At 65.1% G+C, this 12,701-nt stretch carries 12 protein-coding genes; 11 read left to right on the top strand and 1 reads right to left on the bottom strand.

What is annotated here, in order from left to right:
• The first annotated feature begins 65 nt into the window (after positions 1-65).
• The 11 genes from hisS (at position 66) to ASE31_RS26300 (ending at position 12,284) form a co-directional block, all read left to right on the top strand.
• The gene (hisS, locus tag ASE31_RS26250) at positions 66-1,331 is read left to right on the top strand and encodes a histidine--tRNA ligase (RefSeq protein ID WP_057205380.1); all 1,266 of its coding nucleotides are present in this window, start codon (positions 66-68) and stop codon (positions 1,329-1,331) included.
• Positions 1,332-1,346: 15 nt separating this feature from the next.
• A complete protein-coding gene (locus tag ASE31_RS26255) occupies positions 1,347-2,033 on the top strand; it encodes a tetratricopeptide repeat protein (protein WP_057205345.1) in 687 nt (228 codons plus the stop codon).
• Positions 2,030-3,202 (top strand): outer membrane protein assembly factor BamB, encoded by a 1,173-nt coding sequence (bamB, locus tag ASE31_RS26260; protein WP_057205348.1) that lies wholly within the window; start codon positions 2,030-2,032, stop codon positions 3,200-3,202. The genes ASE31_RS26255 and bamB overlap by 4 nt, the downstream gene beginning before the upstream one ends.
• A gap of 161 nt (positions 3,203-3,363) precedes the next feature.
• Positions 3,364-4,707: a ribosome biogenesis GTPase Der gene (der, locus tag ASE31_RS26265; RefSeq protein WP_057205351.1), complete on the top strand. Its 1,344-nt coding sequence runs from the start codon at positions 3,364-3,366 to the stop codon at positions 4,705-4,707.
• Positions 4,708-4,984: 277 nt separating this feature from the next.
• Entirely contained in the window at positions 4,985-5,239 is a 255-nt protein-coding gene (gene hfq, locus ASE31_RS26270) for an RNA chaperone Hfq (protein WP_057205382.1), read from the top strand.
• 63 nt (positions 5,240-5,302) lie between these two features.
• Positions 5,303-6,478: a GTPase HflX gene (gene hflX, locus ASE31_RS26275; protein ID WP_057205356.1), complete on the top strand. Its 1,176-nt coding sequence runs from the start codon at positions 5,303-5,305 to the stop codon at positions 6,476-6,478.
• Between the two features lie 53 nt (positions 6,479-6,531).
• On the top strand, positions 6,532-7,914 hold the full coding sequence (gene hflK / locus ASE31_RS26280) for an FtsH protease activity modulator HflK (RefSeq protein ID WP_057205359.1): 1,383 nt from the start codon (positions 6,532-6,534) through the stop codon (positions 7,912-7,914).
• A 9-nt stretch (positions 7,915-7,923) separates the two neighbouring features.
• Positions 7,924-8,835: a protease modulator HflC gene (hflC, locus tag ASE31_RS26285; protein WP_057205361.1), complete on the top strand. Its 912-nt coding sequence runs from the start codon at positions 7,924-7,926 to the stop codon at positions 8,833-8,835.
• Positions 8,836-9,029: 194 nt separating this feature from the next.
• A complete protein-coding gene (locus tag ASE31_RS26290) occupies positions 9,030-10,178 on the top strand; it encodes an ATP phosphoribosyltransferase regulatory subunit (RefSeq protein ID WP_057205364.1) in 1,149 nt (382 codons plus the stop codon).
• Between the two features lie 29 nt (positions 10,179-10,207).
• Complete coding sequence (locus tag ASE31_RS26295; RefSeq protein WP_057205367.1) at positions 10,208-11,584, top strand: adenylosuccinate synthase; 1,377 nt, start codon at positions 10,208-10,210, stop codon at positions 11,582-11,584.
• A gap of 175 nt (positions 11,585-11,759) precedes the next feature.
• Entirely contained in the window at positions 11,760-12,284 is a 525-nt protein-coding gene (locus ASE31_RS26300) for a phosphoribosyltransferase (RefSeq protein WP_057205370.1), read from the top strand.
• 177 nt (positions 12,285-12,461) lie between these two features.
• On the opposite strand, the gene ASE31_RS32850 is transcribed toward ASE31_RS26300, so the two are convergent.
• A partial coding sequence (locus tag ASE31_RS32850) for a hypothetical protein (protein ID WP_235514777.1) occupies positions 12,462-12,701 on the bottom strand: 240 nt, incomplete at its 5' end.

Below are 12,701 nucleotides of genomic sequence, written 5' to 3' on the forward strand. Positions count from 1 at the left end.
TTGCCGTGAGTAAAGACGTATCTGCCGCCGCCGCCAAGCCCGAGAAACTGGTGGCGGTCAAGGGCATGAATGACATCCTGCCGCCCGACTCTGCCCGCTGGGAGTGGCTGGAGGAGAAGGTGCGCAGTCTGATGGCGCGCTATGCCTACCGCAACATGCGCACGCCCATCGTCGAGCCCACGCCGCTGTTCGTGCGCGGCCTGGGCGAGGTGACCGACATTGTCGAGAAGGAGATGTACTCCTTCGAAGACCGCTTGAACGGCGAGCGCCTGACCCTGCGCCCCGAGGCCACGGCCGGCGTGGTGCGTGCGGTGGTCGAGCACAACATGCTCTACGAAGGCGGCAAGCGCCTGTACTACATGGGCCCCATGTTCCGCCACGAGCGCCCCCAGCGCGGTCGCTACCGCCAGTTCCACCAGATCGGTGCCGAGGCCCTGGGCTTTGGCGGGCCCGAGGTGGATGCCGAGCTGATCCTGCTGGCCAACGCGCTGTGGAAGGAGATCGGGTTGACCAACGTGCGCCTGGAGCTCAACAGCCTGGGCCAGCCCGAGGAGCGCAAGGCGCACCGTGCGGCGCTGATCGCCTATTTCGAGCAGAACGCCGACCAGCTGGACGAGGAGGCGCGCCGCCGCCTGCACGCCAACCCGCTGCGCATCCTGGATACCAAGAACCCGGCCATGCAGGCGCTGGTGAATGCCGCGCCCCGGCTCATCGACTTCCTGGGCGCCGAGTCGCTGGCGCACTTCGACGCGGTCAAGGCCATCCTGGACGCCAATGGCGTGGCCTGGACGGTCAACCCGCGCCTGGTGCGCGGCATGGACTACTACAACCTCACGGTGTTCGAGTTCATCACCGAGCAATTGGGCTCGCAGGGCACCATCTGCGGCGGTGGGCGCTACGACTACCTGATCGAGCAGATCGGCGGCAAGCCGGCCCCGGCCGTGGGCTGGGCCCTGGGCGTGGAGCGCGTGCTGGAGCTGGTCAAGGAGCAGGGCGCCCAGGTGCCGGCCCTGGTGCCGGATGTCTATGCCATCATCCCCAGCCGTGCGGCGCTGCCCGTGGCCAGCCGGGTGCTGGAACAACTGCGTGCCCAGGGCATAGAGGTGCAGATGCACGGCGCGCCCACGGCGGGTGAGGGCATGGGCAGCATGAAGTCCCAGTTCAAGAAAGCCGATGGCAGCGGCGCGCAGTATGCTTTGGTGTTTGGCGACGAGGAGCTTGCGCGCGGCGTGGTGGGCGTCAAGTCCCTGCGCGATGGCGCCGGCGCCCAGGTGGAGCAAGCCATCGCCAATGTGGCCGATTGGGCCGCCACCCTACAATCCAACCGTTAATTCTTACCTACCTCCATGGCAAATCATTTAGACCTCGAAGAGCAGGAACAACTCGACCAGCTCAAGCACTTCTGGAACAACTGGGGTACCTTGATCAGCTGCGTGCTGATCGTGGTCTGCGGTTCGCTGGCGGCATGGAACGGTTACCAGTACTGGCAGAGCAGCCAGGCCACGAAGGCGGCGGCGCTGTTCGACGCGGTCGATGTGGCCAGCCGTGCCAAGGACCAGGAACGCCTGGAGCGGGCCTTCGGCGACCTCAAGGCCGGCTACGCGGGCACGCCCCAGGCGGCTCAGGCGGGCTTCACCGTGGCCCGCAACCTTATGGAAGCGGGCAAGCCCGATGGCGCGCGCGAAGCGCTCGCCTGGGTGGCCGAACATGCCGGCGACGATGGTTTCAAGGCGCTGGCCAGGCTGCGCCTGGCCTCCGTGCTGACCGAGCAGAAGAAATACGACGAAGCACTGGCCCAGCTCTCGGGCTCGCTGCCTGCCGCGTTCGAAGGCGTGGCTGCGGACCACCGTGGCGACATCCTGATGCTGCAGGACAAGCGCACCGAGGCCCTGGCCCAGTACACCAAGGCCTACAAGGCCATGAACGAAGACGTGGAATACCGCCGCCTGGTCGAAGTCAAGCTCAACACGCTGGGCGCCAACCCTGCCGCCGAGACCGTGGCGGCCGCCAAGACGGTAGAGGCTGCCAAATGAGCGCGCAGACTCTTATCGGCACCCACCTTCGTTCGGCCCGTGGCCTGGCGCTGCTGGCCCTGGCGGCGGCGCTGGCTGGCTGTTCGGTGATGCCCGGCGGCTCGTTCTGGGGCGCCCCCAAGCCCGTGCCTGCCGACCTCGGTGCCAATGTGCCCGTGCTGGGCGTGCGCCAGGCATGGACCAGCAAGGTCGGGGCGGTGGCGGGCCTGTCGCTGGACGTTCGCGTCAATGGCACCACGGTGACCCTGGCCTCGGCCGACGGCACGGTGGCTGCCATCGATGCCCGCACGGGCGGCGACATCTGGCGCCTGGCCCTGGCCGAGCCGCTGTCTGCCGGTGTCGGCAGCGATGGCAAGCTGGCGGCCGTGGTGGCACGCAGCAATGCGCTGATCGCCGTCGAGTCCGGCCGTGAGCGCTGGCGCCAGCCCATGGCCTCGCAGGTCTTTACCGCGCCGCTGGTGGCGGGTGGCCGCGTGTTCGTGCTGGCGGCTGACCGCACCGTGATCGCTTTCGATGCCGCCACTGGCAAGCGCCTGTGGACCCAGCAGCGCCCCGGCGAGCCCCTGGTGCTGCGCCAGGATGGCGTGCTGCTGGCGGTGGGCGATACCCTGGTGGTGGGCCTGTCCGGCCGCCTGGTGGGCCTGAACCCCGACAACGGCAGTGCCCGCTGGGAGGCCCCGCTGGCCAGCTCGCGCGGCACCAACGACGTGGAGCGCCTGGTGGAACTGGTGGGGCGCAGCAGCCGCGTCGGCGAATCGGTGTGCGCCCGTGCCTTCCAGTCGGCCGTGGGCTGCGTGAACACGGTGCGCGGCAACGTCGCCTGGACCCAGCGCGCCGCCGGCGCCGAGGGCATCGACGGTGACAAGGATGCGATCTTCGGCACCGAGAGCAATGGCTCGCTGGTGGCCTGGAACCGCAATGACGGCACGCGCCTGTGGGGCTCGGACCGCCTCAAGCACCGCAAGCTGACCACGCCGCTGCTGCTGGGCCGCTCGGTGGTGGTGGGCGACGACACGGGCCTGGTGCACCTGCTCTCGCGCACCGATGGCGCGCCCCTCAATCGCATGACCACCGACGGCTCCGGCATTGCCGCAGCGCCGGTGGCTGCGGCAGACACCCTGGTGGTGGTCACCCGCAATGGCGGAGTATTCGGCTTCCGCCCGGAATGAGATGAAGCACCCCCTGAGTCGCTTCGCGCCTTCCCCCTCAAAGGGGACGACGCCAATGGCCGGGCCAAGCCCGTTCCATGGCGTCCGCTGGCTTTGGCAGCGTGCGGCTCATGGGTTGCGGATAGCGCATAGCGCAATGGAAAACTGATAGGTCGTATTCAATGAAGCCAGTTATCGCCCTCGTGGGGCGGCCGAATGTCGGTAAATCCACGCTGTTCAACCGCCTGACGAAGACCCGCGACGCGATCGTGGCGGACTTCGCCGGGCTCACGCGTGACCGCCACTACGGCAATGGCAAGCAGGGCAAGCACGAGTACATCGTCATCGATACCGGGGGCTTCGAGCCCGATGCATCCACCGGCATCTACCGCGAGATGGCCAAGCAGACGCAGCAGGCCGTGGCCGAGGCCGACGTGGTCGTCTTCGTCGTGGATGCGCGCGCCGGTGTCTCGGCGCAGGACCATGACATCGCCAACTACCTGCGCCGGCTGTCCAAGCCCTGCGTGCTGGTGGCCAACAAGGCCGAAGGCATGGTCGAGGGCGTGCAGCTGGCCGAGTTCTATGAACTGGGTCTGGGCGAAGTGTTCCCGGTGTCGGCTGCGCATGGCCAGGGCATCAGGGGCCTGGTGGAGATTGCGCTGGAGCCGCTGAACCTGCCCGACCCTGACGAGGCCGATGCCGCAGGCGACAAGAGCGTCATCAAGCTTGCCGTGGCGGGCCGCCCCAATGTGGGCAAGTCCACCTTGATCAACACCTGGCTGGGCGAAGAGCGCCTGGTCGCGTTCGACATGCCGGGCACCACGCGCGATGCGATCACCGTGCCTTTCGAGCGCAACGGCCAGCGCTTCGAGCTGGTGGACACGGCAGGCCTGCGCCGCAAGGGCAAGGTCTTCGAGGCGATCGAGAAGTTCTCGGTGGTCAAGACGCTGCAGGCCATCGAGTCGGCCAACGTGGTGCTGCTGCTGCTCGATGCCACGCAGGGCGTGACCGACCAGGACGCGCACATTGCCGGCTACATTCTGGAGAGCGGCCGCGCCGTGGTGCTGGCCGTGAACAAGTGGGATGCCGTGGATGAATACCAGCGCACGCTGCTGGAGCGCTCCATCGAAACCCGCCTGTCGTTCCTGAAGTTCGCCTCGATGCACTTCATCTCGGCCAAGAAGCGCCAGGGCCTGGGCCCGCTGTGGACCTCCATCGTGCAGGCGCACAAGGCGGCCACCTGCAAGATGTCCACCCCGGTACTCACCCGCCTGCTGCTGGAGGCGGTGCAGTTCCAGGCGCCCAAGCGCGCGGGCATGTTCCGCCCCAAGCTGCGCTACGCGCACCAGGGCGGCATGAACCCGCCGGTGATCGTGATCCACGGCAACTCGCTGGAGCATGTGACCGAGGCCTACAAGCGCTTCCTGGAAGGGCGCTTTCGCAAGGAATTCGACCTGGTGGGCACGCCGCTGCGCATCGAGGTCAAGACCTCGCACAACCCCTACGCGGACAAGGACGAGGGCTGACCCCGGGGGGAGGGCTGCCGCACGGCTCCTTCTTGGCCATGGCATATGCTGCATTGCAGCATGGTTATTGCAACGCCCTGGTTTGGTGAATGGCGCGCAGAAGTAACTATCTGTTTCTGTCGCCGCATATTCACCCCCGGTATTCCCTGGTGAGAACCTCGGTTCGGCGTGCAGAAAGGCCGGGTTGGCGAAAGGCCATGTCACCAGGCGGCAAAAGTCCCACTTTGCTGTGGTAAGGTGGTGGTTTACAACAACATCTTTGAACACGGAGAATATCGTGAGCAATAAAGGCCAACTTTTGCAAGATCCTTTCCTTAACGCACTGCGTAGGGAGCATGTACCTGTTTCCATCTACCTGGTGAACGGTATCAAGCTGCAAGGGCAAATCGAATCGTTCGACCAGTATGTGGTGTTGCTGCGCAATACCGTGACGCAGATGGTCTACAAGCATGCGATCTCCACCATCGTGCCCGGTCGTGCAGTCAATTTCTCGACGGCCGAAACCCCTGATGCAGACGGCGCCGGCACCTGAGTTGCGGCATCCAGTTCAGCATTCAATTCTGGGTCAGATGGTCATGGGCGGAGGCCATCCGCTTTGAGTACCCCCGCATCTTCTGACGCGGGTGGTGCCTCGGTGTTGCTGGTGGGGGTGGATTTCGGTCTTCCCCATTTCGATGGCGAGCTCGAAGAACTGGGTTTGCTTGCGCAAACTGCGGGGCTCAACCCCGTGGCGCGCCTGACCTGCAAGCGCAAGGCACCCGATGCCGCCCTGTTCGTGGGCAGCGGCAAGGCCGATGAAATCCGCACCCTGGCCCAGATGCACGGTGCGGTGGAGGTGCTGTTCGACCAGTCGCTCAGCCCTGCGCAGCAGCGCAACCTGGAGCGCAACCTGGAGCTGCCGGTCTCTGACCGCACCTTCCTGATCCTCGAAATCTTTGCGCAGCGGGCCCGCAGCCATGAGGGCAAGTTGCAGGTGGAACTGGCCCGGCTGCAGTACCTGAGCACGCGCCTTGTGCGCCGCTGGTCGCACCTGGAGCGCCAGACCGGCGGCATCGGTGCGCGCGGCGGTCCGGGCGAAAAGCAGATCGAGCTCGACCGCCGCATGATCGGCGAGGCCATCAAGCGCACGCGCGAGCGGCTCGTCAAGGTCAAGCGCCAGCGCTCGACCCAGCGCCGCCAGCGCGACCGGCGCGACACCTTCACCATCTCGCTGGTGGGCTATACCAACGCCGGCAAGTCCACGCTGTTCAATGCGCTGGTCAAGGCCCGCGCGTACGCGGCCGACCAGCTGTTTGCCACGCTCGATACCACCACGCGCCAGCTCTACCTGGGCGATGCGGGGCGTTCGGTGTCGCTGTCCGACACGGTTGGCTTCATCCGCGACCTGCCACACGGCCTGGTCGATGCCTTCCAGGCCACGCTGCAGGAGGCGGTGGATGCCGATCTGCTGCTGCATGTGGTGGATGCCTCCAACCTCAACTTTCCCGAGCAGATGGACCAGGTGCAGCGCGTGCTGCACGAGATTGGCGCGGCCGACATTCCGCAGCTGCTGGTGTTCAACAAGCTCGATGCGCTCGACGCCGAACAGCAGCCCGCGCTGCTGGAAGACCAGTACGAAGTGGAGGGGCAGATGGTGCCCCGCCTGTTCGTGAGCGCACGCTCCGGCCAGGGCCTGGACTCCCTTCGCCGTGTGCTGTCCGCACGGGTGCTGGCGGCGCAGGAGGACATGACCCCAGCTGATGCTGCCCCATTGCCGGCCCAAGAGGAGTGATTGGGCACAATGCCGTTTTGATCGATGCCACCAGAGAACCAGAGACTTTGCGCATGAATTTCCAAAATCGCACCCTACGCTGGGCTTCGCTGCCAGAACGTATCCGGGGCATGTTCAATCTGAACGATCCCCGCTGGGGCCGTGGTGAAGACAAGCCGGATGAAGGCGCTCGCCCGGACGAGCGCCCGCCGGCGCAGCCCCCCGCAGGCAACCGCGGGCGCGAGAACAACAAGGGCCAGGGCAATGGCCAGCCGCCGGACCTGGACGAACTGTGGCGTGACCTCAACCGCAAGCTCGGCGGCCTGTTTGGCGGCAAGGGTGGCGGTGGTGGACGCGGTACCGGGGGCGCCGGCAACGGCGGCTTCCAGCCTCCCGACATGAAGAGCGCGGGCGTGGGCGTGGGCCTGATCGCCGGCATCATCTTCGTGATCTGGATGGGCACGGGCTTCTTCATCGTGCAGGAAGGCCAGCAGGCCGTGATCACCCAGTTCGGCAAGTACAAGAGCACGGTGGGTGCGGGTTTCAACTGGCGCCTGCCGTACCCGATCGAGCGCCATGAACTGGTGTTCGTGACGCAGATCCGTTCGGCCGACGTGGGCCGCGACAACATCATCAAGAGCACGGGCCTGCGTGAGTCGGCCATGCTCACCGAAGACGAGAACATCGTCGAGATCAAGTTCGCCGTGCAGTACCGCCTGAGCGATGCGCGCGCCTGGCTGTTCGAAAGCAAGAATCCCTCGGATGCCGTGATCCAGGCTGCTGAAACGGCCGTGCGTGAAGTGGTGGGCAAGATGCGCATGGACACGGCACTGGCCGAAGAGCGCGACCAGATCGCGCCGCGCGTGCGCACGCTGATGCAGACCATCCTGGACCGCTACAAGGTGGGTGTCGAAGTGGTGGGCATCAACCTGCAGCAGGGCGGTGTGCGCCCACCCGAGCAGGTGCAGGCCTCCTTCGATGACGTGCTCAAGGCCGGCCAGGAGCGCGAACGCGCCAAGAACGATGCCCAGGCCTATGCCAACGACGTGATCCCGCGTGCCGTGGGTTCCGCATCGCGCCTCAATGAAGAGGCGGCTGCCTACAAGGCCCGCATCGTGGCCCAGGCACAGGGCGATGCGCAGCGCTTCTCGTCGGTGTTGGCCGAGTACCAGAAGGCGCCCCAGGTCACCCGCGACCGCATGTACATCGAGAGCATGCAGCAGATCTACGGCAACGTGACCAAGGTGCTGGTGGATTCGCGCCAGGGCTCCAACCTGCTGTACCTGCCGCTGGACAAGATCATGCAGAGCGTGGCCACCGGCACGCCAGGCGCCCTGGATGCGCCGCCCGCCAGCGCTGCGGCCACCACGGTGGTCCCGGCTGCGCCTGCGATCCCTTTTTCGAATGACCCCCGAGCGCGTGACAGCAGTCGCACACGCGAACGTGAATCCCGCTAGGAGCAGCTCGTGAACAGAGTCGGATTTATCGCATCCACCCTCCTGGTGGTGCTTGCACTCATGAGCTCCATGCTCTTCGTCGTGGACCAGCGCCAGTTCGGCGTGCTCTACGCGCTCGGGCAGATCAAGGAAGTGATCACCGAGCCGGGCCTGAACTTCAAGCTGCCGCCGCCGTTCCAGAACGTGACCTACATCGACAAGCGTCTGCTCACGCTGGACAGCCCCGATACGGAACCCATGCTCACGGCAGAAAAGCAGCGCGTGGTGATCGACTGGTATGTGCGCTGGCGCATCTCCGAGCCCACCCAGTACATCCGCAACGTCGGTCTGGATGAAAGCGCCGGTGCCATGCAGCTCAACCGCGTGGTACGCAATGCCTTCCAGGAAGAGATCAACAAGCGCACCGTGAAGGAGCTGCTCTCGCTCAAGCGCGAAGCGCTGATGGCCGATGTGAAGCGTGAGGTGCTGGAAACCGTGCGCGGCGCCAAGCCCTGGGGCGTGGACGTGGTGGACGTGCGCATCACGCGCGTTGACTATGTGGAGGCCATCACCGAGTCGGTCTACCGCCGCATGGAGGCCGAGCGCAAGCGCGTGGCCAACGAACTGCGCTCTACCGGTGCGGCCGAAGGCGAAAAAATCCGCGCCGATGCCGATCGCCAGCGCGAGATCGCCATTGCCAACGCCTACCGCGATGCCCAGAAGATCAAGGGCGAGGGCGATGCCGAAGCCGCTCGCATCTACGCCGAGGCCTTTGGCCGCGACCCGCAGTTTGCGCAGTTCTACCGCAGCCTTGAAGCCTACAAATCGAGCTTCAACAAGAAGAGCGACGTGATGGTGGTGGATCCCTCGTCGTCGGAGTTCTTCAAGGCCTTCCGCGGCGGCACTGCTTCTGCGGCGCAGCCTGCAGCCCCGCGCAAGTAAAAAAGCGGCGCCAGGCGCACAGCGGCAGCCTCTGCATTGCAGGGCTGCCGTTTTTTTTTGGGCCGCGCTACCTCCTGAGGGACGGGGTGACTCCATGTGTTTCGCGCGCTTGATGGCCTTGTTGGTCGGTCCCCGTTGGAGGGGCCTTGGCCGGTGCCGGTAGAATCACGGTTTTAACAGCCTCCCCTTTTCTCATGTCTGCTTGGGTCCTGCCGGATCACATTGCCGATGTCTTGCCGTCCGAAGCGCGGCACATCGAAGAATTGCGTCGCGGGCTGCTCGACACGGCGCGCTGCTATGGCTATGAGCTGGTCATGCCGCCGCTGCTGGAACACCTGGAATCCCTGCTGACCGGTACCGGCGAAGCGCTGGACCTCCAGACCTTCAAGCTGGTGGACCAGTTGTCGGGCCGCTCCATGGGGCTGCGTGCGGACACCACGCCCCAGGTGGCGCGCATTGATGCCCACCTGCTCAACCGCAAGGGTGTGACACGGCTGTGCTACTGCGGCCCCGTGCTGCACACCCGCCCCGACCGCCCCCATGCCACGCGCGAGCCGCTGCAATTTGGCGCCGAGATCTATGGCCATGCCGGGCTGGAGGCCGACCTCGAAGCCCTGCAGCTGGCGCGTGAATGCCTGCGCGTGGCCGAGGTGCGCGACACCACCATCGACCTGGCCGACGTGCGCATCGTGCGCAGCCTGCTGGCCGGTGTGGCGGTGGATGCGCCGTTGCTCAGCCGCATCCATGCCGCCCTAGCGGCCAAGGACGCGAGCGAACTGGCAACGCTGACCCGTGATTTCCCTGCGGCATCGCGCCAGGGGCTGCTGGCGCTGCTGCAGCTGTATGGTGACGAGTCCGTACTGGCCGAGGCCGACAAGGCCTTGAAGCACATCGCCGGCGTGGCTGAAGTGCTGTCGCACCTGCGCTGGCTGGCCTCGCGGTTGGACGGCGCCGTGGTCACCTTCGACCTGGCCGACCTGCGTGGCTATGCGTACTACAGCGGCACCCGCTTTGCCATCTATGGCAAGGGTGCCAGCGATGCGCTGGTGCGTGGCGGCCGCTATGACGAAGTGGGTGCCGTGTTCGGCCGCAACCGGCCTGCGGCCGGCTTCAGCCTGGACATCAAGCAACTGGTGAGCGTGGTGTCCCCGCGCGCCCTCAAGGCCGCCATCCGCGCGCCCTGGGGCGAGGCGAGCGACGTGAACGCCGCCATTGCCGAGCTGCGCCGCCAAGGCGAGACGGTGGTATGTGTTCTGCCTGGGCATGGGAGCGAAGTCGATGAGTTCCACTGTGACCGAGAGCTGGTGCAGATTGCGGGCCAGTGGGTCGTGCAGGCTGTTTGAGTTAATTGCAATTGAAAATTGGGTCTGAGATGAAAGCAACCAAAGGTCGCAACGTAGTGGTGGTCGGAACCCAATGGGGTGACGAAGGCAAGGGCAAGCTGGTCGACTGGCTCACCGAGAGCGCGCAAGGCGTTGTCCGGTTCCAGGGTGGCCACAATGCCGGCCATACGCTGGTCATCAACGGTGTGAAGACCGCACTGCACCTGATCCCTAGCGGCATCATGCGCCCCGGTGTCAAGTGCTACATCGGTAACGGCGTGGTGCTGTCGGCCGCCAAGCTCTTCGAGGAAATCGAAGGCCTGGAGAAGGCCGGTGTGGAAGTGCGCTCGCGCCTGCGCATCAGCGAGGCCTGCCCGCTGATCCTGCCCTTTCACGCTGCCATCGACGTGGCGCGTGAAGCCGCGCGCGAGCAGGGCGGCACCGAGAAGATCGGCACCACCGGTCGCGGCATTGGCCCCGCCTACGAAGACAAGATCGCCCGCCGCGCGCTGCGCGTGCAGGACCTGAAGTACCCCGAGCGCTTCGCCGCCAAGTTGCGCGAGCTGCTGGACCTGCACAACCACGTGCTCACCACTTACCTGGGCTCGGCCCAATTCGTTTTCGGTGACGCCCTGAAGCCCTATATCCAGGACGGCAAGGTGCAATTCGACGTGGTGTACGCCGAAGCCATGCGCCACGCCGAGCTGCTCAAGCCCATGATGGCCGACGTCTCGCGTGAGCTCAACGAAGCCAACAAGGCCGGCGCCAACCTGCTGTTCGAAGGCGCGCAGGGCACGCTGCTCGACGTGGACCACGGCACCTACCCGTATGTGACCTCCAGCAACTGCGTTGCCGGCAACGCCGCCGCCGGCTCGGGCGTGGGCCCCGGCATGCTGCACTACATCCTGGGCATTACCAAGGCCTACTGCACCCGCGTGGGTGGTGGCCCGTTCCCCACCGAGCTCGATTGGGAAGTGCCTGGCACGCCCGGCTACCACATGAGCACTATCGGCGCCGAAAAAGGCGTAACCACGGGCCGCAGCCGCCGCTGCGGCTGGTTCGATGCCGCGCTGCTCAAGCGCAGTGCCCAGGTCAATGGCCTGTCCGGTCTGTGCATCACCAAGCTCGACGTGCTCGACGGCCTGACCGAGTTGCTGTTGTGCACCGGCTACGAACTCGACGGCGAGAAGATCGACCTGCTGCCCATGGGCGCGGAAGACATCGCACGCTGCACGCCCATCTACGAAACCCTGCCCGGCTGGAGCGACACCACCGTGGGCGTGACCGAATACGCCAAGCTGCCCGAAGCAGCCCGCCGCTACCTGGAGCGCATTGCTGAAGTGACCGGTGTACCGGTCGACGTCATTTCCACCAGCCCGGACCGCGACCACACCATCATGATGCGCCACCCCTACGTGGCCGACTGATCCCCCTTGCCGCTGCCCTGGCCGATGCGAGGCCAGGGCAGTGGTGCCGCGCAGCCCGTGGGCTGCACGGTAGAACGCATTTTCGTATTCCCTCTATATCGCGATGAGGGGTTGCTCTGGCGCTGCTGCCGTGTGATCCTCTTGTCTACAAGCCATCACCCCAGGAGCCCCGCCCATGTTGACCGAAGACGGCAAACACCTGTATGTCAGTTATGACGAGTACCACAGCCTGATCGAAAAGCTGGCGCTCAAGGTGCACCAGTCGAACTGGGAGTTCGACACCATTCTGTGCCTGGCACGCGGTGGCCTGCGCCCCGGCGACATTCTCAGCCGCATCTTCGACAAGCCCCTGGCCATCATGTCCACCAGCTCCTACCGCGCCGAAGCCGGTACGGTGCAGGGCCACCTCGACATCGCCCGTTTCATCACCACCCCCAAGGGCGAGATCGCCGGCAAAGTGCTGCTGGTGGACGACCTGGCCGATTCGGGCCACACCCTGCATGCCGTGATCGACATGCTCAAGACCAACTACGCACCTATTACCGAGCTGCGCAGTGCCGTCATCTGGACCAAGGCCATGTCCACCTTTACCCCCGACTACTCGGTGGAATTCCTGCCGACCAACCCCTGGATTCACCAGCCCTTCGAAGGCTATGACAGCCTGAGCCCCGCCAAGCTGCTGGAGAAGTGGCGCGTGTGACGCGCGTCGGGCCAGAACCTGGCAAGCAAGAAGAGGGCGCAAGCCCTCTTTTTTTCTTGGTGGATCCATGGCGAGCGGCAGGGTGAAACAGGCAAAGCGCAAATTCATCGGGTTTTCCCTGCCACCCCTCAAAAGTAGTGCTATAGTCGAGGGCTTCGCTACCAAGACCTCTGTTCTTCAGGAGTCGGTCGGTTGAAGGTACTGCCCAGGTAGTGCTTTCAGCGGTTTGGGTAGACCGAAGCGAACTTTGCAAAAAGTTGGGGTCTTTGAGAAAAGCGAGCAAAAACTCGGTATACAATCAAAGGCTGCGCTGAAAAGAGTTGGTCGCCGAAAGGCGGTGAGAGCTTCGAGGTGCTGGAGGTAGATGAAGACGCCAAGCGGCTTCAAAAACTTCCAAAAAGTTTGACGGAACTTAAA

It is taken from the genome of Acidovorax sp. Root217, from assembly GCF_001428645.1.
GTDB lineage: Bacteria > Pseudomonadota > Gammaproteobacteria > Burkholderiales > Burkholderiaceae_C > Acidovorax.

What these genes read in the sequence shown, in the direction of transcription:
- hflK (WP_057205359.1), top strand. Translation starts at nt 6,532, where the DNA reads ATGAATTTCCAAAATCGCACCCTACGCTGGGCTTCGCTGCCAGAACGT.
- hisS (WP_057205380.1), top strand. Translation starts at nt 66, where the DNA reads ATGAATGACATCCTGCCGCCCGACTCTGCCCGCTGGGAGTGGCTGGAG.
- ASE31_RS26255 (WP_057205345.1), top strand. Translation starts at nt 1,347, where the DNA reads ATGGCAAATCATTTAGACCTCGAAGAGCAGGAACAACTCGACCAGCTC.
- bamB (WP_057205348.1), top strand. Translation starts at nt 2,030, where the DNA reads ATGAGCGCGCAGACTCTTATCGGCACCCACCTTCGTTCGGCCCGTGGC.
- ASE31_RS26295 (WP_057205367.1), top strand. Translation starts at nt 10,208, where the DNA reads ATGAAAGCAACCAAAGGTCGCAACGTAGTGGTGGTCGGAACCCAATGG.
- ASE31_RS26290 (WP_057205364.1), top strand. Translation starts at nt 9,030, where the DNA reads ATGTCTGCTTGGGTCCTGCCGGATCACATTGCCGATGTCTTGCCGTCC.
- der (WP_057205351.1), top strand. Translation starts at nt 3,364, where the DNA reads ATGAAGCCAGTTATCGCCCTCGTGGGGCGGCCGAATGTCGGTAAATCC.
- ASE31_RS26300 (WP_057205370.1), top strand. Translation starts at nt 11,760, where the DNA reads ATGTTGACCGAAGACGGCAAACACCTGTATGTCAGTTATGACGAGTAC.